Consider the following 21,454-nt stretch of genomic DNA (forward strand, 5'->3'; position numbering starts at 1 on the left):
GTAAGTGCTTTTACCTCTATTACGAAGATAGGGAATAGAATTGCGAACCAACGACAGGGAATGCGGGCTTTGGTAGAAAGTACTTTTAGCGAAAACCGCCACCTATTCAGTTTACCGTCGCTCAAGAAACACGCCTTAGGCGGGTCTTTTTTTGTCATGGTATTGCTATTCATTGGATTTCTTTTCTATACCACACTGACTTGGATGTGGGACGATCAGCGATTGCCTCTCTCGAAAATAGTACTGCAAGGCGACTTAACTTATGTAACCGCTGGTGATGTTCAACATGCCTTTAGCGAGCTAGAGCATATTGGAACATTCATGTCTCAAGATATTGGCGTGTTGCAACACAGTTTAGAAGCGTTGCCTTGGGTTTCTGTTGTCTCGATTCGTAAGCAGTGGCCAGACACAATAAAAGTATTTTTGACTGAGTATCATGCGACAGCTATCTGGAATGGCAATATGCTGTTGAATGAAGATAGTCAGGTGTTTAATGGTGATATTGGCCTTTTGAAGGGTGATAGAGTTAAACTTTACGGTCCAGATGGCACTAGCCAACAAGTGATTGAAAAGTGGCGACAGATAACGCCTTTAATTAACAGCCTAGGGTTAACCGTTACCTCGCTCGTTCTCAATGAGCGTCGCGCCTGGCAAATCATTCTAGACAACGGTATTCGTTTAGAATTAGGTAAAGATTTTTTAGATGAGCGTGTTGAGCGCTTTATTTCGCTTTACAACGAATTAGGTAGTAAGGCGAATCAAGTGAGCTACATCGACCTCAGGTACGATACGGGAGCCGCTGTAGGCTGGTTTCCAGAGCAAGAGTTAGAAGAGAGTACAGATGACTAAGACCGCAGATGACAACATAATCGTTGGTCTTGATATAGGCACTGCGACCATATCAGCTCTAGTTGGTGAAATATTGCCTGATGGTCAAATCAATATCATTGGTTCTGGGCAAAGCCCATCCAGAGGTATGGATAAAGGTGGTGTAAACGACCTAGAGTCGGTAGTTAAGTCGGTTCAGCGAGCGATTGATCAAGCAGAGTTGATGGCGGAATGCCAAATCAGCAATGTATTTATCTCGCTATCGGGTAAACATATCGCAAGCCGAATTGAAAAAGGCATGGGCACTATCTCTGATGAAGAAGTGTCTCAAGACGATATGGATCGAGCGATCCATACCGCGAAATCAATTAAAATAGGTGATGAGCAGAGAATTCTGCACGTGATCCCTCAGGAATTTACCATTGATTATCAAGAAGGGATTAAGAACCCACTTGGTTTATCTGGTGTTCGAATGGAAGTCAGTGTTCACCTAATTTCTTGCCATAGCGACATGGCGAGAAATATTATTAAAGCTGTTGAACGATGTGGTCTCACTGTAGAACAAATCGTGTTTTCAGGACTTGCCTCAAGTAATGCGGTAATTACTGACGACGAGAGAGAGCTTGGAGTCTGTGTTGTTGATATTGGTGCTGGTACGATGGATATCTCCATTTGGACTGGCGGCGCACTGCGACACACAGAAGTCTTTTCTTACGCAGGAAATGCAGTAACCAGTGATATTGCCTTCGCTTTTGGCACGCCAGTGAGCGATGCTGAAGAGATAAAAGTAAACCATGGTTGCGCTCTGAGTGAACTCGTAAGCAAGGATGATTCTGTTAACGTCCCTAGTGTAGGTGGCCGTCCATCGAGAAGTTTGCAAAGACAAACTTTGTCGGAAGTGATTGAACCACGTTACACTGAACTTATGGGGCTCGTTAACCAAACTATTGATACGGTTCAATTACAGCTACGAGATGAAGGTATTAAACACCACCTTGCAGCTGGCGTCGTTCTCACTGGTGGAGCGGCACAAATTGACGGATTGGTAGAGTGTGCGGAACGTGTTTTCCGCAATCAAGTTCGAGTTGGTAAGCCGTTAGAAGTTAGTGGTTTAACCGACTATGTTAAAGAGCCGTATCATTCTACGGCGGTTGGTTTACTTCATTACGCAAGAGATTGTCAGATCAGCGATGAAGGTGATTACAGCGAACCTAAGCGTTCAGCACCTTCTATGTCTGGTTTATTTGGTAAATTGCGTAATTGGATACAAAAAGAGTTTTAACCTGAGTTGCAGGAAAAAACGGAGATAACACATGTTTGAACCGATGATGGAAATGTCTGACGATGCAGTAATTAAAGTCGTTGGAGTTGGTGGCGGTGGCGGTAACGCTGTTGAGCACATGGTGCGTGAATCAATCGAAGGTGTAGAATTCATCAGTGTTAACACTGATGCACAAGCACTTCGTAAAACAAGCGTTAGCAGCGTGATCCAAATTGGTGGTGATATCACTAAAGGTTTGGGCGCTGGTGCAAACCCACAAGTAGGCCGTGATGCAGCTCTCGAAGATCGAGAAAGAATTAAAGAAGTTCTAACTGGCGCCGATATGGTATTTATCGCAGCTGGTATGGGCGGTGGTACGGGTACAGGTGCTGCTCCAGTTATTGCTGAAGTTGCGAAAGAGCTGGGTGTGCTAACGGTTGCTGTTGTAACTAAGCCATTTAGCTTCGAAGGCAAAAAACGTTTAGCGTTTGCTGAGCAAGGTATCGAAGAGCTTTCTAAGCATGTGGATTCTTTAATTACGATTCCAAATGAAAAGCTACTTAAGGTACTTGGCCGCGGCGTCACTCTGCTAGAAGCTTTCGCAAGTGCAAATGATGTACTTAAAAATGCTGTACAAGGTATCGCTGAGCTAATTACTCGCCCAGGTATGATTAACGTCGATTTCGCGGATGTTCGCACCGTAATGTCAGAGATGGGTCATGCAATGATGGGTAGCGGTATCGCAAAAGGCGAAGACCGTGCTGAAGAAGCTGCTGAAACGGCAATTTCTAGCCCACTACTAGAAGACATCGACCTAGCTGGCGCTCGTGGCGTTCTTGTGAATATCACAGCAGGCCTAGATATGCGCTTAGATGAATTCGAAACAGTAGGTAATACAGTTAAGGCATTCGCATCTGATAACGCAACAGTTGTGATTGGTACTTCTCTAGACCCTGATATGACGGATGAAATCCGTGTAACTGTTGTAGCAACAGGTATCGGCACAGAGAAAAAACCAGACATTACATTAGTTGCTGGTGGTAAAGCTAAGGTTGCACCAACTCCTCAACCACAGGTCGCGGCTCAAACTGCACCAAAAGTGGAAGATAAAGTGGCACAACCATTGCAAGAAAAAACTGAGGTAAAACCTCAAGTTAAGCCGCAGCCAACAACGTCACCTGTTTCTTCAGGTACAGGCGCTAGCCAAAGTGCAGCACCTAAAGCTGAGAAAGAGAGTGGATACTTAGATATTCCGGCATTCTTACGACGTCAGGCTGATTAACAAATACCCAAAGTTTGACTATCGTCGAATTAATGGTAAAATTCGCGGTCGGTAAATACTGACCGTGATTTGTAGCACTGATAACGAGGCAAGCAGATGATCAGACAACGTACTCTGAAAGAAATTGTGAAAACAACTGGTGTGGGTCTCCACTCTGGTCGTAAAGTCACACTTACTCTTCGCCCGGCAGCTGCAAATACAGGTATTGTTTATCGTCGTACAGATGTAAATCCACCTGTAGATTTCCCAGCTGATCCAGCGTCAGTTCGTGACACTATGTTATGTACTGCTCTTGTTAATGACGAAGGCGTACGTATCTCTACAGTGGAACACCTTAATGCAGCTCTAGCGGGTATGGGTATCGACAACATTATTGTTGAAGTCGATGCACCAGAGATCCCAATTATGGATGGTAGCGCAAGCCCATTCGTATACTTGCTACAGCAAGCGGGTGTAGAAACACTGAATGCAGCGAAACGTTTTATTCGAATCAAAAAGCCAATCCGTTTTGAAGATGGCGATAAGTGGGCAGAGTTTGTGCCATTTAACGGCTTCCGTATGGACTTCGAAATCGAATTCAACCATCCAGCAATTGAATCTGATGAACAGCACCTGTTGTTTGATTTTTCTTCACAAGGCTTTGTGAAAGAAATTTCTCGTGCTCGTACCTTCGGCTTCATGCGTGATATTGAATACCTACAATCACAAAACTTGTGTTTGGGTGGTAGCTTTGATTGCGCAATCGTACTAGACGAATACCGAATTCTTAATGAAGAAGGTCTACGTTTCGAAAACGAGTTCGTAACGCATAAAGTGCTAGATGCGATTGGTGACCTTTACATGTGTGGACACGCTATTATCGGTGAGTTCCGAGCATACAAATCAGGTCACGGCCTAAATAATCAACTACTACGCGCAGTACTTGCTGATGCAGAAGCTTGGGAATGGGCAACATTCGAAGAAGAGGTTGGCTCTCCTGTTGCGTTTGCTGAACCAGGAATGGTTCTAGCGTAATTGTTGTTTACGACAATATAAGATTTTGAAAACCAGGTCATTGACCTGGTTTTTTTGTATCTATTTTCCAGATACAGTGTCGTCAGTATTTAAAAGTTGCCTAGTATTTGGCTACAGTCTGGCTAATCCATCAACAATTAGAAAGAAAAGTACCAAGCACATCAAACAAATGGGGTTATAAATGGTCGTTGGTGTGAAAATTACTTACACTAGAGGGCATTAATTTTAACTGAAGCCTTGAAAACTCTACTCTCAAGTACAATATCAAAGATACTAGATTTATCTCAGTATCCTTGGTTAGTAACTAAAGACTAGTTTATAGCTAGTAGAGACTGACGGCATTTAAAATAGATCGCGGACGATCTGAGAACGAAGAGATTCCAAGCACATGATTACTAAGCTGCTGACAAAGGTAATTGGCAGTCGCAATGACAGAACACTGCGCCGCCTTAGAAAAATTGTAAAAGAAATTAATAACTTCGAACCAACGTTTGAAGCTCTTTCAGACGATGAACTAAAAGCAAAAACGGTTGAGTTTCGTGAGCGCTTAGATAAAGGTGAATCGTTAGATCAACTTCTACCTGAAGCATTCGCTACGGTACGTGAAGCGTCGAAGCGTGTTTACGGCATGCGTCACTTTGACGTGCAAATGATTGGTGGCATGGTTCTAAATGCTGGCCAAATTGCAGAGATGCGTACTGGTGAAGGTAAGACACTTACCGCAACCCTACCAGCTTATCTAAACGCGCTACCAAGCAAAGGTGTTCACGTAATAACGGTGAACGATTACCTAGCGAAGCGTGATGCGGAAACAAACCGCCCATTATTTGAATTCCTTGGCATGACTGTTGGCGTGAATGTGGCAAACATGGCTCCGCCAGAGAAAAAAGAAGCGTACCAAGCTGACATCCTATACGGAACAAACAACGAGTTTGGTTTTGATTACCTTCGTGACAACATGGCTTTCCGTGCTGAAGACCGAGTTCAACGTGAGCGCTTCTTTGCTGTAGTCGATGAGGTTGACTCAATCTTAATTGATGAAGCTCGTACTCCGTTAATTATCTCTGGCCCCGCTGAAGATAGTTCTGACCTTTATACGCGCATTAACACTCTAATTCCTTCTCTAGAGCGTCAAGATAAAGAAGATTCAGAAGAGTACCGTGGTGAAGGTCACTACACCATGGACGAAAAATCAAAACAGGTTCACCTGACTGAAAACGGTCAAGAGTTTGTAGAAGAACTAATGGTCAAAAACGGCTTGATGGAAGAGGGTGACACACTTTACTCTCCAACCAATATCAGCCTATTGCACCATGTGAATGCTGCGCTTCGTGCACACGTATTGTTTGAGAAAAACGTCGACTACATCGTTACTGAAGAAGGCGAAGTGGTTATCGTTGATGAACATACTGGTCGTACTATGCCAGGTCGTCGTTGGTCTGAAGGTTTACACCAAGCTGTTGAAGCTAAAGAAGGTGTGAAGATTCAAAATGAAAACCAAACATTAGCATCGATCACATTCCAGAATTTCTTCCGTCTGTATGAAAAACTGTCAGGTATGACAGGTACTGCTGATACAGAAGCGTTCGAATTCCAGTCTATCTACGGCCTAGAAACGGTGGTTATCCCAACCAACAAGCCTATGGTTCGTAACGATATGCCAGATGTGGTTTATCGTACTGAAGAAGACAAGTTCAATGCGATCATTGAAGACATCAAAGACCGTGTAGCGGCTGGTCAGCCATCACTGGTTGGTACAGTTTCTATCGAGAAATCTGAACTGCTGTCTAACGCATTGAAAAAATCAAAAATTAAGCACAACGTTCTAAATGCTAAGTTTCATGAAATGGAAGCTGAGATCGTTGCACAAGCTGGTATGCCTGGTGCGGTAACTATCGCAACTAACATGGCCGGTCGTGGTACCGATATCGTGCTAGGTGGTAGCTGGCAGGCACAACTTGAGAAGATAGAGAACCCAACCAAAGAGCAGATCGAGAAGATCAAAGCTGATTGGAGAATCATTCACGATAAAGTACTTGAGTCAGGTGGTCTGCACATCATTGGTACTGAGCGTCATGAATCTCGCCGTATCGATAACCAGCTACGTGGTCGTTCTGGTCGTCAAGGTGATGCGGGTTCTTCTCGTTTCTACCTATCAATGGAAGATTCTCTACTACGTATATTTACGTCTGATCGTATGGCTGGTCTTATCCAAAGTGGTATGGACGAAGGCGAAGCGATTGAATCTAAGATGCTGTCTCGCTCAATTGAAAAAGCACAACGTAAAGTGGAAGGTCGTAACTTCGACATCCGTAAGCAGCTTCTTGAGTACGATGATGTAGCCAATGACCAACGTAAGGTTGTTTATGAGCTACGTGATGAACTGATGAGTTCAGATGACATCAGTGAAATGATCGAACACAACCGTGAAGATGTACTGGCGTCAGTTATTGATGAATACATCGCTCCTCAGTCTCTTGAAGATATGTGGGATATTGCGGGTCTGCAAGATCGTCTGAAGAATGACTTCGATCTAGACTTTGACATTCAAGGTTGGTTAGACGAAGACGACAAGCTTTATGAAGAAGCATTGCGTGAGCGCATTCTTGGTATGGCGGTTGATTCTTACAAACAGAAAGAAGAAGTGGTTGGTGCTCAAGTACTGCGTAACTTCGAGAAGTCTGTGATGCTACAAACGCTAGACGGCCTTTGGAAAGAGCACTTGGCTGCGATGGATCACCTTCGTCAAGGTATCCACTTACGTGGTTATGCTCAGAAGAACCCGAAACAAGAGTATAAGCGCGAGTCGTTTGAACTGTTTGAAGGCCTACTAGATGTACTGAAAACAGACGTTGTGACCATCCTTTCTAAAGTTCGTGTTCAGCAACAAGAAGAAGTTGAAAAGATGGAAGCTCAACGTCAAGCTCAAGCTGAACAAGCGGCGCGTCGTGCACAAGCACAACATGCAACGGCTGAAAACCAGCTAGCTGACGATGAAGCGGATGCGGCATCTCCACAAACGGTAGTACGCGATGAGCGTAAAGTGGGTCGTAACGAACCATGTCCATGTGGAAGTGGTAAGAAGTACAAACAGTGTCACGGTAAAATAGACTAAGTTTGGTGAACCTTCGCTGTAACGGATAATTGCAGTGTCGGAGGTACTCACTTACTAACGTAAGCTCCGTGCCTCCTCCTTGCACTTAACGCGTTACAACTTAGCTTCACACAAACTTATTGATAAAAAGAGTCGCTTAGGCGGCTCTTTTTGTATGTAAATTTCATGACTTATCTTTTTGTCGAAAGGAAAGTCGTCATTCCCTATAGCGAGGAACGAGCGCAGTAGGGAATCTTGTTTGATAGTTTGGCTTAAGGTTGTTGTATTAGCTTCCCAACTCAGTCGTTACTCCTTCTTGAGGATGACGTATTCAGGGGCTGCTTGAGCGAAGCGTTTATTAAGGAACATCATCATATGAAAAGAATCCATATTGTCGCGGGTATTATCTTCAACCAAGATAAGTCACAGGTCTTTATTACTAAACGCCCAGACGACAAGCATAAAGGCGGCTTCTGGGAGTTTCCTGGAGGTAAGGTTGAAGTGGGTGAAACCATTGAACAAGCAATGGCTCGTGAGCTTGATGAAGAGATTGGTATTAAGGTGACAGAACAGACTTTGTTTGAACACCTTGAGTTTGACTATACGGATAAGTCACTTAAGTTTGATTTCATCCTTGTGACCGAATTCGAGCAACAGCCTTATGGTAAAGAAGGTCAACAAGGTGAATGGGTCGATCTTGAATCATTGAGTCAATACGCCTTCCCCGAAGCAAACGTGCCAATTTTAGAGCGAGTAATAAAAGAGTTTTCGTAATTGCTAGCCTGAGTTTGAGATTGTTGTTAGTTTAAAGAGATTAATCGATTGAACGTTGCTGCAAGAGATAAGTGGCAACGGTAACCAAAACAATGGAGATATTCGCAGTGGTAAGAATTGCAATTGCAGGAGCAGCTGGCCGTATGGGTCGTAACTTGGTGAAAGCCGCTCACCATAATTCAGAAGCAAGCGTTGGTGCTGGTTCAGAACGTCCAGAATCATCTTTGGTCGGTGTTGACGTCGGCGAGTTATGCGGTGAAGGTCGTTTTGATGTGGCTCTAGTTGATGACCTTTCGAAAGCGATTGAACAGTTTGACGTGATCGTCGACTTTACCGCACCTGTAAGCACATTAGCGAATATTGAACTTTGTAAACGTCACGGTAAAAAACTGATCATCGGCACTACGGGTTTCTCTGAAGAAGAAAAGCAGGTTATCGATGCGGCTTCAAAAGAGATGGCTATCGTAATGGCACCGAACTATAGCGTTGGTGTGAACTTGGTTTTTAAGCTGTTAGAGAAGGCTGCTAAAGTGATGGGCGATTACTGTGATGTTGAAATCGTAGAGGCTCATCACCGTCATAAAGTCGATGCACCGTCAGGTACTGCGATTGGTATGGGCGAAGCGATCGCTGGTGCGATGGGCAATGAGCTAAACGATGTCGCTGTATGGTCACGCGAAGGCATTACGGGCGAGCGTACCAAAGATGAGATTGGTTTTGCGACAATCCGTGCCGGTGACATCATTGGCGAGCATACCGCAATGTTTGCTGATATTGGTGAGCGCGTTGAAATTACCCATAAAGCAACGGATAGAATGACCTTTGCTAATGGTGCGATAAAGGCAGCTGTTTGGCTAAATGATAAGCCAGCAGGCTTTTATACCATGACAGACGTCCTTGGTTTAAACGATCTATAAATAGATATTTATGCGCTGGCAATTGCCGGCGCTTTCTTTATTTGGTGGCTTTTCCTTAATAATCTCTCTTCTACAATCTTCCTTCTACTTTCTTCTTATCGCCATTTTCCCTCTATTTTTATGCTATTTATGCAGGCCTTAGTGTGTTTTTTGTTTTAGATCTTTAAATTATTATGTTTTCTCTTGGTATTTATCGATTGCGTTTTGTCGCTGATATTTTTGGCACTCTATGGTTAGCTAAAATGACGGGTGAAAATTAGAAAATCGTAATATTCCTATTAATTGAGTATGAAAGTTGAACTTTTGAAGCTTTGGTAAAGGAAATTGAATTAGTTCTTACAAATGTTTAATTTCTTTTGCGTTAAATGTTGACACGTATCACGCAGATCACTAAAATACCGCCAATTTGTCTAATTTCCATAAACACGCAGTTTTTGGTGTTGCAGGAAGGTAGATTTGCAAATTAAATCAATTTTAATGCATTTTTATTTCTGGAGGTTGTCTTGAAGAAGTCAGCACTACTCGTCCTAGAAGATGGGACAGTATTTCACGGTGAAGCCATTGGCGCTGTAGGTTCTGCAGTTGGTGAAGTCGTTTTTAATACCTCGATGACGGGGTACCAAGAAATCCTCACTGATCCTTCCTATTCTCAACAAATCGTTACCCTTACTTACCCTCACATTGGCAATACCGGAACCAATTCCGAAGACGAAGAATCTTCTTCAATCCACGCTCAAGGCCTTGTGATTCGCGATCTCCCTCTAATCGCTTCTAACTTCCGTAATGAACAATCCCTTTCTGATTACCTTAAGTCGCAAAACGTTGTTGGTATCGCTGATATCGATACTCGTAAGCTGACGCGTATTCTTCGTGAAAAAGGCGCACAGAACGGTTGTATCGTAGCTGGCTCTTCAGTAAACGATGGAAATTTAGACGAAGCTTTGGCTCTAGCTAAAGCAAAAGAATTCCCTGGCCTGAAAGGTATGGACCTTGCGAAAGAAGTTACAACAAAAGAAGCGTATCAATGGAAACAAGGTTCGTGGACGCTTACGGGTGGACTTCCTGAAGCGAAAGCAGACTCTGAATTGCCATACCACGTTGTTGCTTATGACTTCGGTGCAAAACGAAACATCTTACGAATGCTTGTTGACCGCGGCTGCCGCCTAACGGTTGTTCCTGCTGAAACTTCTGCTGAAGAAGTACTTGCTCTGAACCCAGACGGTGTTTTCCTTTCAAATGGCCCTGGTGACCCAGAACCATGTACTTACGCAATTGAAGCAACAAAAGTGTTCCTAGAAAAAGGTTTACCAATCTTTGGTATCTGTCTAGGTCACCAGATTCTTGCTCTTGCGTCAGGCGCTAAGACAGTGAAAATGAAGTTTGGTCACCACGGTGCAAACCACCCGGTTAAAGATTTAGATCGTGATGTTGTGATGATTACTTCACAAAACCACGGCTTTGCTGCTGACGAAGATACGCTTCCAGAGACATTACGAGCGACTCATAAGTCTCTATTTGATGGTTCTCTACAAGGTATCCACCGTACAGACAAACCAGCATTTAGCTTCCAAGGTCACCCAGAAGCAAGTCCAGGTCCAGAAGATGCGGCGCCGCTATTCGACCACTTCATTGAATTAATTAACCAGTCTGTTGCAAACAAACAAGACACAGCGTAATCCGGAGTAGTAGATAATGCCAAAACGTACTGACATTAAAAGTGTTCTAATTCTAGGTGCTGGTCCGATTGTTATCGGTCAAGCATGTGAGTTTGATTACTCTGGTGCTCAAGCTTGTAAAGCACTTCGCGAAGAAGGTTACCGAGTTATTCTTGTAAACTCGAACCCAGCGACAATCATGACTGACCCAGACATGGCTGATGCGACTTACATCGAACCTATCCAATGGGAAGTGGTTCGTAACATCATCGCTAAAGAGAAGCCTGATGCAGTTCTACCGACAATGGGCGGCCAAACTGCACTTAACTGTGCGTTAGATTTAGAAAAATACGGCGTACTTGAAGAGTTCGGCGTAGAGATGATTGGCGCAACTGCTGACGCTATCGATAAAGCTGAAGACCGCTCTCGTTTTGATAAAGCAATGAAAGCTATTGGTCTTGAGTGTCCAACGGCTGATACCGCGAAAACGATGGAAGAAGCTTACAAAGTTCAAGAAATGGTTGGTTTCCCTTGTATCATTCGTCCATCGTTTACGATGGGTGGTACAGGCGGTGGTATCGCTTATAACAAAGAAGAATTTGAAGAAATTTGTCGTCGTGGTCTGGATCTTTCTCCAACCAACGAACTTCTAATCGATGAGTCACTTATCGGTTGGAAAGAGTACGAGATGGAAGTGGTTCGCGACAAAAACGACAATTGCATCATCGTATGTGCGATTGAAAACTTCGACCCAATGGGTATTCATACGGGTGACTCAATCACCGTAGCTCCAGCACAAACGCTGACAGACAAAGAATACCAACTAATGCGTAACGCTTCTCTAGCAGTACTTCGTGAGATTGGTGTTGAAACAGGTGGCTCAAACGTACAGTTTGGTATCAACCCGAAAGATGGCCGTATGGTTATCATCGAGATGAACCCACGTGTATCTCGTTCTTCTGCACTTGCTTCTAAAGCAACAGGTTTCCCAATCGCTAAGATTGCAGCGAAACTGGCTGTTGGCTTTACGCTAGACGAGCTAATGAATGACATCACTGGCGGCGCAACGCCAGCATCATTCGAACCAACAATCGACTACGTAGTAACTAAGATTCCTCGTTTTAACTTCGAGAAGTTTGCAGGTGCTAACGACCGTCTAACGACGCAAATGAAGTCGGTTGGTGAAGTTATGGCTATCGGCCGTAACCAACAAGAGTCTCTACAGAAAGCACTTCGCGGTCTAGAAGTTGGCGCAACTGGTTTTGACGAAATGGTCGACCTAGATGCACCTGACGCTCTAACGACGATTCGTCATGAGCTTAAAGAAGCGGGTTCTGACCGTATTTGGTACATCGCAGATGCTTTCCGTGCTGGTATGTCAGTTGATGGTGTATTCAACCTAACGCAAATTGACCGTTGGTTCCTAGTCCAAATCGAAGACATCGTAAAACTAGAGCAAGAACTTAAAGCGAAAGGCTTTGCTGGTCTGAATAAAGACGAGCTAATGAAGCTTAAGCGTAAAGGTTTTGCTGATGCTCGCCTGTCTAAGATTCTAGGTGTGGCTGAAAGTGAAATACGTCGTCTACGTGACCAATACGATATTCACCCTGTCTACAAGCGCGTAGATACTTGTGCGGCTGAGTTCTCTTCTGATACGGCTTACATGTACTCATCTTACGATGACGAATGTGAATCGAACCCAACAGACAAAGAGAAAATCATGATCTTAGGCGGCGGTCCAAACCGTATCGGCCAAGGTATTGAATTCGATTACTGTTGTGTACATGCATCTCTAGCATTACGTGAAGATGGCTACGAAACAATCATGGTTAACTGTAACCCTGAGACAGTTTCGACAGACTACGATACGTCTGACCGTCTGTACTTTGAACCAGTAACTCTGGAAGACGTACTAGCAATCGTTCGTGTTGAGAAGCCAAAAGGCGTTATCGTTCAGTACGGTGGTCAAACTCCACTGAAACTGGCTCGTGAGCTTGAAGCAGCTGGCGTACCAATCATTGGTACTAGCCCTGACGCCATCGACCGTGCAGAAGACCGTGAGCGTTTCCAAGTTGCTGTTGACCGTCTTGGTCTTCTACAACCAGAAAATGCGACAGTAACAACAATGGAGCAAGCGGTAGAGAAATCTCGCGAAATCGGCTTCCCATTGGTTGTTCGTCCTTCTTATGTTCTTGGTGGTCGTGCGATGGAAATCGTATACGACGAGCAAGACTTACGTCGCTACTTCAACGAAGCAGTAAGTGTTTCAAACGAATCTCCAGTACTACTTGATAGCTTCCTAGATGATGCAATTGAAGTAGACGTTGATGCGATTTGTGACGGTGAGCGCGTTGTTATTGCGGGTATCATGGAGCATATCGAGCAAGCGGGTGTTCACTCAGGTGACTCAGCATGTTCTCTTCCTGCTTACACGCTAAGCCAAGAAATCCAAGACGTAATGCGTGAGCAAGTTGAAAAACTAGCGTTCGAGTTGGGTGTTCGTGGTCTAATGAATACGCAGTTTGCTGTTAAGAACAACGAAGTGTACCTAATCGAAGTTAACCCTCGTGCAGCACGTACAGTACCGTTCGTATCAAAAGCAACAGGTGCAGCTGTCGCTAAGATTGCAGCTCGTGTTATGGCGGGTCAATCGCTAGAGTCTCAAGGCTTTACGAAAGAAATCATCCCACCATACTACTCAGTGAAAGAAGTTGTTCTTCCGTTCAACAAATTCCCTGGTGTTGACCCACTATTAGGCCCAGAAATGCGCTCTACTGGTGAGGTTATGGGTGTTGGTGCAACATTTGCTGAAGCATACTCTAAAGCTGAATTGGGTTGTGGCAACATCTACCCAGAAGGCGGCCGTGCACTTCTTTCTGTTCGCGAAGGCGACAAAGAGCGTGTTGTTGACCTAGCATCTAAGCTATCTAAGCTTGGCTACCAGCTAGACGCAACACACGGTACTGCAGTTATCCTTGGCGAAGCGGGTATCAACCCACGTCTAGTAAACAAGGTACATGAAGGTCGTCCTCACATTCTTGACCGTATCAAGAACAACGAGTACACGTACATTGTGAACACTGCGGCTGGCCGTCAAGCGATTGAAGATTCTAAAGTTCTTCGTCGTGGTGCATTGGCTGAGAAAGTGAACTACACGACTACGCTAAACGCTGCATTCGCGACTTGTATGGCGCACACTGCAGACGCGAAAACGTCAGTAACTTCAGTTCAAGAGCTACACGCACAAGTTAAAGCTTCTCAAGCTTAATTGACTCACGTGTATCGCTGTTAAGCGGATATAAATGCTCAAAGCCCACTCTTCGGAGTGGGCTTTTTTATGTCTGTTATCTGGTGATGGCTAAATGATGAAAATTTGGAATAGGTTACAATCTTGTGTTTCGTTGTTGATTGTTTGCTCACGGTGGTAAGTTGTCGCTACACGAGAATTTAAGGCGTTGGGTATATGGAAATCACTCTAGAAATATTGGCTATCTTGTTTGTTGTTGCAACGGCGGCAGGCTTTATTGATGCAATGGCTGGCGGCGGTGGATTGCTGACTCTACCTGCATTGCTAGCGGCCGGAGTGCCACCAACGCAAGCACTGGCAACCAATAAACTTCAAAGCTCATTTGGTAGTTTTTCTGCCAGTTGGTATTTCGTGCGCAACGGCATCGTTAGTATTAAAGAGATGCGCCTCGCGATCTTTTGTACTTTTATTGGCTCTGCAATTGGTGCCGAGTTAGTCCAGCACATTGATGCGAGTTTACTGACTAGCGTGATACCGCTGCTGCTTATCGCTATCTCTCTCTATTTCCTGTTAGCACCCCAAACTAGAGCGTCTGAAGGAAAGCAGAAGATCTCTGAGGCGATGTTTGCTTTGTGTATTGGTGGCGGAGTTGGCTTCTACGATGGCTTTTTTGGCCCAGGAACAGGTTCAATTTTCACGGTATGTTTTGTCGCTATCGGTCACTTCTCTTTAGTGGATGCAACGGCACGCACCAAGATACTTAACTTCACATCGAATATAGCCGCATTGATCTTCTTTATTTTAGCTGGCTTGCCAATTTGGGAATTAGGATTAGTGATGGCAGTTGGTGGTTTTATGGGCGCTCAACTTGGCGCTAAAGTCGTGGTGACAAAAGGGCAGAAATGGATTCGCCCTCTTGTGATCGTGATGTCGATGTTAATGGCGTCTAAACTGCTTTGGGAACAGCATCAACAATGGATTCTATCAGTATTTTAACTCGCGGAGATTGATAGCTATTCGGCCTTACACAGATATGAATAGGTCGAATTAATCCCTCTAACTCTGGAAAGCTAAACAGGTATTGAGGCTCAATATTGAGTGTCTTTACGATAGAGAGCGGGATCAAAGCCGGCCCCGTTCCTCCCAACGCTAGCTGGGCTGCTGCGGTGTAGGCATCCATCTCCATCAAGGGTTTGATGCCGAACTTTTCAAGCACAGATAACTGATAAGAGTTGGCTGGATTGGTCATATCGTTAGTGATGACCATTGGAGGAAGCTCCGTTAGCGGCGACTTACTTACTATGTAAAACGGCTCATCAAACAGGTGGAATGTCATCAATCCATGATGCGGCGGCAGTAGACCAGCACACAACCCCAAGGTCGCCTTACCAGACTGCACTCGCTCGATAATTCTTGGTGTATGATTAGTGGTGATGGTGATGTATTTATCTTGCTGGATAAATTTCCCCATCATTTCACCTAGATAACCTGCGATCAAAGATTTAGAGCTATCTAAGGTAATAAGGGTGGTGTCTTCCAACTCTTGTTGCTCGTAGATAAGCCCTCTAAGTTCATTGAATGCTGGGCCAATACTTTCGATGAGCGCGATTGCATCCGGCGTCAGTTTTATCTGTCGGCCACTCGGTTCTATGAGTTTCTTACCTAACTTCTTCTCTAAATTTGCAATCCGTTTGCTGACCGCTGATTGGCTGATATAAAGCAAACTGCCGGTTCGGCTCATGGTTTTAGCTTTACTTAAAACCAATAGAGTTTCGATTCCTTCTAGTAACATTGAGTGATATTCATGAAAGTTGGGAATGATTGAACCAAGTTACCTTAAACGTCATTCATTCTCTAGATTTGAAATTAAAGGTTTGAACTCAGTTAGGTATTTTTAATTGTGAACGCAAAGTGTCACGAGAGCATTAGAATGGATTGCAGAGCGAGCTGGATTAAAAAAGACTCCTTTGCGGAGCCTTTTAGTCATCGTCCTATCTATTTGATAGCGAAAGTCGGCAGTGATAAGTGCCAGCGAATGGCGCCAAGCCTAATCAATAGTGTCGTGAACACGCCGGCCAAAAAGGCGGTTTCTGAGTCGTGTCCCATGTTGAGCGCCATGGTATGGAAAGCGCCGCCAATGATACAAGCAGTTGCGTAGACTTCACTTCTTAGGATCATTGGGACTTCACGAGCAAGTACGTCACGGATAATGCCGCCACCACAGCCGGTGATCACACCCATGATAATGGCCACTAATGCCGAGTCTTGATAAATCAGTGCTTTTTCTACACCAATACCAACAAACACCGCTAAGCCGATCGCATCACATACCGGCAATATCCACCAAGCCAGACGCTTTGGACGTCTTACTATAATCATGGTCAGCAAACAGGTGGTGATGATAACCCAAAGGTAGGTGGTATCGGTGATCCAAAACACGGGAGTTGCTCCTAGTGCCATGTCACGAATAGTACCGCCGCCAATCGCGGTTACACTGCCTAGAACGGCTACGCCAAAGGGATCCATCTTAAGACGGCCAGCGACAAATACGCCTGAGACGGCAAAGATGGCGGTACCAAATAAATCGATAATATAAAGCAGCATGGAGTCCATGATACTGGTGCTCTTATAGTTAAAATTGTAGGGACAGGTCGGTGGCGAATTGTACGAAAAAACGCTGCAAATAGTTAGTGATTTTGCCTAGCTCTATCGAAGAAATCGCATACTTGTTGGATCGCTTTCAAAGTTCTCGTCGTCGGGCGATTAATCCAGTCAGAATTAAGTGACCAAATCTGATGTTGAGCGACTGCTGGGATCTCATCTTCCCAAGTTTGCCACATGGTTCCATTCTCAATCGCGTGCTGAGAAGTGAAGATCACTTGCGGCTTCCTTAACACAACTTGTTCAATGCCAACTTGCGGGTAAGGGGAAGCACTGTCTTCGAAAATATTGTGGCCACCACAAAACTCAAACACCTCACTTGGCCAGTGCCCTTGAGCAACAGTGATGATCGGCTTCTCACTGAGTTGGTAGAAGTAGTTTACTGGCTCGGCATCTTTGTATTTTAGTCTCAACGCGTTGAGCTGCTCTCTGTATTGTTGAGCGTTATTTTCGCCAATACTTGGATCGCTTGCGAATTGGCTAAGTTGCTTAATATTGGTCGCGATGTTATCTAGGCTCTTGGTTTTTGAGTAGTAAATATTAAAACCAAATTGCTCCAGTTTCGCGAGTTCTCTTGGTGGGTTTCCCGCTGGCCATGCAAGAATCAAGTCAGGCTGTAGGGCGATGATCTTCTCAACCTTGATGCCTTGGTAATTCGCCACTTTCTCTAGCTTGCCAGCTTGTGGTGGATAATCACTTCGCTCACTCACCGCAACAAGCTTATCACCTAAACCAGCGCTGTATGCGAGTTCAGTGGCATGAGGAGCAAGGCTAACCACACGTTGAGCAGGTTGAACTTTTTCTGAAATCAGTAATGTTTCTTCTGCAAATGATAAAGGCAGCCATAAGCTGGAAGACAAAATAGTAAGGCTTGTAACAAGTGCTGATGGTTTCACTCTAAATCCCTTGGTGAACAAATAGTAAGATTAGGCTTTGTAAAAATATCCAGATAGCGATGCGACCAAACAGCAGTTTTTGAACTTGAGACAAGTGCAGGGCTGAAGGGGCGATTCTGCCGCCTAATTTTGCTCGAATAGCTTTGGTGTTGTCGTAAATCGCAGGGCCGCCCAGTGACAGCTCAAGCTTGTTGCCGACAGCAGTAATCAACCATGCTGGGCCGGGCAATGGCCAAGATCGACTCTGAACGAGCATCATCTTGAATGTGTGAGACGCTTTATCACCACATACAATCATTAAGGCAAACAATCGCATCGGTATAAATTCTAAGATAGCGACGATCTTGATTGCCGTTGATCCAAATGGAGAGAACTGCTTACGGCTTGGTGACCATGCACGCGCTAACTCAACAATCAGGCGATACATTAACGCGGCGATTCCACCACCAATGGCGTACCAGAATAAAACACAAACCACATTACGAGCGTAACCCATGATGATAGTTTCAGCCGCGGCTTTGCCAAGTCCAAGTGATGACAGTGATTCAGTTTGACGGTTAACAATCGGAGCCAATAACTGGCGAGCCGCGGCTTTATCTTCTCGGCCAAGTGCTTTGATCAACTGATTTGCCAACTTTTCATTGTTACGCCAATCAATAGCGAGTAACAACAGCGCTAATTCAAACAGTTGTGATTGCCAAACCAGTGGCTTCAGTGCCAATAGAATAACCAGAGCAGGCAAGACCATTAACCCCCAAGCTAAAGTGCCTGAGATTAAGCTTTGGGAATAATTTTGATTGTTATTAACCTTGGTTGCTAAAAGTTCAGCAAACTTATGCCATAAGGTCGTGGGATGTGCGGCATGGGGGATAGGTAAAATCAAATGAAAAAGCAGTGCTCCCCACATTACAAGGAGCACGCCATTTGCAAATACCTGATCAAACAGTGTTTGCATGTCTAGTCGCTTACTTTAGTAGGGCAACCATCTTGATAACCATCTCAGAAGAGCTTTGCGCTGCAAGTGGCAGGAACTCTTCGAAGCTCATTGGTGATTCTTTGTCTGCAACGTCAGAGATTGCACGAACAACCACGAATGGTACTTGGAATTGGTGACAAGCTTGAGCGATAGCCGATGCTTCCATCTCTACAGCAACTACTGATGGGAAGTGCTTGCGGATGAACGCTTGGCGTTCTGCTGTGCAAACAAATGCGTCGCCAGTACAGATAAGACCGCGAACGGCGTGCTTATCTTCCATTTGTGCTAGAGCTTGTTCAGCAACAGCCATCAGTTTGTCGTCAGCTTTGAACGCTGCTGGTTGACCAGCCATTTGGCCGATTTCGTAACCGAAAGCTGTTACGTCAGCATCGTGGTGACGAACTTCAGTAGAGATAACCACATCGCCAAGGTTTAGCGTTGAATCAAAACCGCCAGCAGAGCCAGTATTTAATACTACATCTGGTTGGTATTCGCTTAGCAGGATTGAAGTACCAACAGCCGCTGCTACTTTACCAATGCCTGATTGAAGCAAAACAACGTCAACACCATTTAGCTGACCAGAGAAAAAGGTACAACCGCCTTTATTAACTTCAGTAATGTCTGAAATTGCTGCTTTTAGGATCGCAACTTCTTGCTCCATTGCGCCAATGATGCCGATTTTCATGTGTAGTCTCTTAATAAAAATTATTTAAACAGTAGAGCGAAATTGTAGCATGGAAGAGAAGTGTCGAGCGACTGCCCAGAAGCACTTCTCATCCGAATACAGGCGATTTATCTGTGTATTCTTTTATCTATTTGATTAAGCCTTCGCTTTTCAAGCTAGCACGAAGTTGTTCAGCACGTTTTCGGTTGACGCCAAAGTCAGAATGGCCAGTGCGAGACTCTGAACGCACGATCAGTTTGCCATCAGTGACTTTAAGTTCTAAGTCATCGACAAAGCGCATGATGCGAGAAGTACATTCAACACGCAGGTAATCTTCGGTTTTACTGGCTGTTTTTGCGCCTGGTAAGGTTAGGGCAACTTGTTCAATCTGATCGAGAGTTACAGACTTTGAGAGGTCAAACTCTGCTAGAGCATGTTGTTCACGGTCATCTTGAGTTGATACGCAGTTTGGTTTGTCTCCACAAGGTGATGAAGTTCTGTCTTTCATGTCCGTGATTCCTTGGCTGCAAGCGGTTAAAGTCAAAAGAGATAGAGAAAGGAGAGCGGCTTTTTTCATAGTGTGTCCTATGGCGTTGTTTTTAATTCTAATTGTAGTTATCGGTATTGGCTTATTTGTAATTGTTTTACGTATTTACGTATTTACGTATTTACGTGATGCTTGTGATAAACGAATCTAATCCAAAAAAGGATCCATAATTGGATCCTTTTTTATAGTAACGAACTGAGTAATAAAGGAAACCCAATCACACTTCTAGGTAATCCAATATCCCTTCTGCGGCTTTACGGCCTTCATCGATAGCGGTTACCACTAAGTCAGATCCTCGAACAGCATCGCCACCAGCGAATATCTTGCTGTTGGTGGTTTGGTATTGAAACTCTTGTTTGCCGGGAGCCTTGATGCGCCCCCATTGGTCGAGCTCTACACCAAATGGTTCTAGCCATTCCATTGCATGAGGTTGGAAACCAAATGCCATGATCACGGCATCAGCCTCAAGAACATGCTCACTGCCTTCAACCGGTTCAGGACGACGGCGGCCTGCCTCATCCGGTTCACCCAAGGCTGTTTTCACCACTTTAACGCCAGTCACATGACCGGATGAATCGGTTTCCAGTGCTAATGGTTGAAGGTTGAACATGAACTTCACGCCTTCCTCTTTCGCATTTTTCACCTCACGGCGAGAGCCTGGCATGTTGGCCTCATCACGACGATAAGCGCAGACGACGTTAGCAGCATGCTGGCGAATAGACGTTCGGACACAGTCCATCGCGGTATCACCACCACCAAGCACAACCACTTTTTTGCCCTTCATGTCGATAAACGGCGTTGGGTTATCCAGTTCCATGACCTTATAAGTATTGGAAACAAGGAAGGGTAGGGCATCATAAACCCCCGGTGCTTCTTCGTTGTCTAACCCAGCACGCATATTTTTATAGGTGCCGACACCTAAGAAAACGGCATCATAATCATCGACCAATTGTTGCAGCTGAACGTCTTTACCGACTTCGGTATTCATTTTAAATTCAACGCCCATTCCACTAAAGATACGGCGACGATTTTCCATGATGCCTTTCTCAAGTTTGAACGATGGGATACCAAACGTCAGCAGGCCACCGATCTCCGGATAGCGGTCAAACACAACAGCTTTTACGCCATTACGGACTAGGATATCAGCCGCCGCTAGACCTGCGGGCCCTGCGCCGATGATAGCGACCTTTTTGTCGGTCCATTCAACGTGAGACATGTCTGGCTTCCAGCCCATCTCAAACGCTTTGTCATTGATGTATTTTTCAATGTTGCCGATGGTTACTGCGCCGAAATCGTCGTTGAGGGTACAAGAACCTTCACATAGTCGATCCTGAGGGCAAACTCGCCCACACACCTCCGGTAAGCTGTTGGTTTGGTGGGACAGTTCAGCCGCTTCGATAATGCGTCCTTCATTGGCAAGCTTGAGCCACTGAGGGATGTAGTTATGAACTGGACATTTCCATTCACAGTAAGGATTACCACAGTCTAAACAACGGTCTGCTTGTGCTTTGGCTTGTTGCTTAGTGAAAGGTTCGTAGATCTCTACAAACTCAATCTTACGTATCTTGATTGGCTTCTTCGCTGGGTCTACGCGATTCACATCAATAAATTGGTATACATTCTGGCTCATTATTGGCT

At 44.7% G+C, this 21,454-nt stretch carries 17 protein-coding genes; 10 read left to right on the forward strand and 7 right to left on the reverse strand.

Going from position 1 to position 21,454, the window contains the following annotated elements; all coding sequences use genetic code 11:
• Positions 1–69: 69 nt before the first annotated feature.
• The 10 genes from AB6D07_RS07820 to AB6D07_RS07865 all read left to right on the forward strand — a co-directional run bounded on the left by AB6D07_RS07820 (position 70) and on the right by AB6D07_RS07865 (position 15,068).
• Positions 70–849, forward strand: a complete 780-nt coding sequence (locus AB6D07_RS07820; RefSeq protein ID WP_372091247.1) for a cell division protein FtsQ/DivIB — start codon at positions 70–72, stop codon at positions 847–849.
• Entirely contained in the window at positions 842–2,110 is a 1,269-nt protein-coding gene (ftsA, locus tag AB6D07_RS07825; protein WP_004729844.1) for a cell division protein FtsA, read from the forward strand. The genes AB6D07_RS07820 and ftsA overlap by 8 nt, the downstream gene beginning before the upstream one ends.
• A 31-nt stretch (positions 2,111–2,141) precedes the next feature.
• The gene (gene ftsZ / locus AB6D07_RS07830) at positions 2,142–3,371 is read left to right on the forward strand and encodes a cell division protein FtsZ (RefSeq protein ID WP_012603216.1); all 1,230 of its coding nucleotides are present in this window, start codon (positions 2,142–2,144) and stop codon (positions 3,369–3,371) included.
• 96 nt (positions 3,372–3,467) lie between these two features.
• Positions 3,468–4,385: a UDP-3-O-acyl-N-acetylglucosamine deacetylase gene (gene lpxC, locus AB6D07_RS07835; protein WP_009848388.1), complete on the forward strand. Its 918-nt coding sequence runs from the start codon at positions 3,468–3,470 to the stop codon at positions 4,383–4,385.
• Between the two features lie 388 nt (positions 4,386–4,773).
• Positions 4,774–7,500 (forward strand): preprotein translocase subunit SecA, encoded by a 2,727-nt coding sequence (gene secA / locus AB6D07_RS07840; protein WP_009848389.1) that lies wholly within the window; start codon positions 4,774–4,776, stop codon positions 7,498–7,500.
• Between the two features lie 354 nt (positions 7,501–7,854).
• Positions 7,855–8,253, forward strand: coding sequence for an 8-oxo-dGTP diphosphatase MutT (gene mutT, locus AB6D07_RS07845; RefSeq protein ID WP_017102969.1), 399 nt, complete (start codon positions 7,855–7,857; stop codon positions 8,251–8,253).
• 92 nt (positions 8,254–8,345) lie between these two features.
• On the forward strand, positions 8,346–9,170 hold the full coding sequence (dapB, locus tag AB6D07_RS07850; protein WP_020477212.1) for a 4-hydroxy-tetrahydrodipicolinate reductase: 825 nt from the start codon (positions 8,346–8,348) through the stop codon (positions 9,168–9,170).
• Positions 9,171–9,673: 503 nt separating this feature from the next.
• A complete protein-coding gene (carA, locus tag AB6D07_RS07855) occupies positions 9,674–10,846 on the forward strand; it encodes a glutamine-hydrolyzing carbamoyl-phosphate synthase small subunit (RefSeq protein ID WP_017102970.1) in 1,173 nt (390 codons plus the stop codon).
• A gap of 16 nt (positions 10,847–10,862) precedes the next feature.
• Positions 10,863–14,093: a carbamoyl-phosphate synthase large subunit gene (carB, locus tag AB6D07_RS07860; RefSeq protein WP_017102971.1), complete on the forward strand. Its 3,231-nt coding sequence runs from the start codon at positions 10,863–10,865 to the stop codon at positions 14,091–14,093.
• Positions 14,094–14,288: 195 nt separating this feature from the next.
• Positions 14,289–15,068, forward strand: a complete 780-nt coding sequence (locus AB6D07_RS07865; RefSeq protein WP_009848394.1) for a TSUP family transporter — start codon at positions 14,289–14,291, stop codon at positions 15,066–15,068.
• Here AB6D07_RS07865 and AB6D07_RS07870 read toward each other — a convergent pair.
• From AB6D07_RS07870 to AB6D07_RS07900, 7 genes are all read right to left on the reverse strand, one after another.
• Positions 15,019–15,864 carry a LysR family transcriptional regulator gene (locus tag AB6D07_RS07870; protein ID WP_017102972.1) on the reverse strand — a complete coding sequence of 282 codons (846 nt, stop codon included), beginning with the start codon at positions 15,862–15,864 and terminating at the stop codon, positions 15,019–15,021. The two genes, AB6D07_RS07865 and AB6D07_RS07870, sit on opposite strands and share 50 nt — an antisense overlap.
• A gap of 203 nt (positions 15,865–16,067) precedes the next feature.
• Positions 16,068–16,685 (reverse strand): TRIC cation channel family protein, encoded by a 618-nt coding sequence (locus AB6D07_RS07875; protein ID WP_017102973.1) that lies wholly within the window; start codon positions 16,683–16,685, stop codon positions 16,068–16,070.
• A gap of 74 nt (positions 16,686–16,759) precedes the next feature.
• On the reverse strand, positions 16,760–17,629 hold the full coding sequence (btuF, locus tag AB6D07_RS07880; protein WP_017102974.1) for a vitamin B12 ABC transporter substrate-binding protein BtuF: 870 nt from the start codon (positions 17,627–17,629) through the stop codon (positions 16,760–16,762).
• A gap of 1 nt (position 17,630) precedes the next feature.
• Entirely contained in the window at positions 17,631–18,584 is a 954-nt protein-coding gene (locus AB6D07_RS07885) for a cobalamin biosynthesis family protein (protein ID WP_017102975.1), read from the reverse strand.
• A gap of 10 nt (positions 18,585–18,594) precedes the next feature.
• Entirely contained in the window at positions 18,595–19,290 is a 696-nt protein-coding gene (gene mtnN, locus AB6D07_RS07890) for a 5'-methylthioadenosine/S-adenosylhomocysteine nucleosidase (RefSeq protein WP_017100512.1), read from the reverse strand.
• Between the two features lie 127 nt (positions 19,291–19,417).
• Positions 19,418–19,846: a DUF1499 domain-containing protein gene (locus tag AB6D07_RS07895; RefSeq protein ID WP_017102976.1), complete on the reverse strand. Its 429-nt coding sequence runs from the start codon at positions 19,844–19,846 to the stop codon at positions 19,418–19,420.
• A gap of 187 nt (positions 19,847–20,033) precedes the next feature.
• Positions 20,034–21,446 carry an FAD-dependent oxidoreductase gene (locus AB6D07_RS07900; protein ID WP_009848402.1) on the reverse strand — a complete coding sequence of 471 codons (1,413 nt, stop codon included), beginning with the start codon at positions 21,444–21,446 and terminating at the stop codon, positions 20,034–20,036.
• Between the last annotated feature and the right edge of the window lie 8 nt (positions 21,447–21,454).

Source organism: Vibrio sp. 10N.239.312.C11 (assembly GCF_041466065.1).
Taxonomy (GTDB): domain Bacteria; phylum Pseudomonadota; class Gammaproteobacteria; order Enterobacterales; family Vibrionaceae; genus Vibrio; species Vibrio tasmaniensis_A.

Excerpts from the sequence above, each read along its gene's own strand:
- ftsA (WP_004729844.1), top strand. The coding sequence starts at position 842 with ATGACTAAGACCGCAGATGACAACATAATCGTTGGTCTTGATATAGGC.
- ftsZ (WP_012603216.1), top strand. The coding sequence starts at position 2,142 with ATGTTTGAACCGATGATGGAAATGTCTGACGATGCAGTAATTAAAGTC.
- lpxC (WP_009848388.1), top strand. The coding sequence starts at position 3,468 with ATGATCAGACAACGTACTCTGAAAGAAATTGTGAAAACAACTGGTGTG.
- secA (WP_009848389.1), top strand. The coding sequence starts at position 4,774 with ATGATTACTAAGCTGCTGACAAAGGTAATTGGCAGTCGCAATGACAGA.
- mutT (WP_017102969.1), top strand. The coding sequence starts at position 7,855 with ATGAAAAGAATCCATATTGTCGCGGGTATTATCTTCAACCAAGATAAG.
- dapB (WP_020477212.1), top strand. The coding sequence starts at position 8,346 with ATGGAGATATTCGCAGTGGTAAGAATTGCAATTGCAGGAGCAGCTGGC.
- carB (WP_017102971.1), top strand. The coding sequence starts at position 10,863 with ATGCCAAAACGTACTGACATTAAAAGTGTTCTAATTCTAGGTGCTGGT.
- AB6D07_RS07865 (WP_009848394.1), top strand. The coding sequence starts at position 14,289 with ATGGAAATCACTCTAGAAATATTGGCTATCTTGTTTGTTGTTGCAACG.
- AB6D07_RS07870 (WP_017102972.1), bottom strand. The coding sequence starts at position 15,864 with ATGTTACTAGAAGGAATCGAAACTCTATTGGTTTTAAGTAAAGCTAAA.
- AB6D07_RS07875 (WP_017102973.1), bottom strand. The coding sequence starts at position 16,685 with ATGGACTCCATGCTGCTTTATATTATCGATTTATTTGGTACCGCCATC.
- AB6D07_RS07885 (WP_017102975.1), bottom strand. The coding sequence starts at position 18,584 with ATGCAAACACTGTTTGATCAGGTATTTGCAAATGGCGTGCTCCTTGTA.
- mtnN (WP_017100512.1), bottom strand. The coding sequence starts at position 19,290 with ATGAAAATCGGCATCATTGGCGCAATGGAGCAAGAAGTTGCGATCCTA.
- AB6D07_RS07895 (WP_017102976.1), bottom strand. The coding sequence starts at position 19,846 with ATGAAAAAAGCCGCTCTCCTTTCTCTATCTCTTTTGACTTTAACCGCT.
- AB6D07_RS07900 (WP_009848402.1), bottom strand. The coding sequence starts at position 21,446 with ATGAGCCAGAATGTATACCAATTTATTGATGTGAATCGCGTAGACCCA.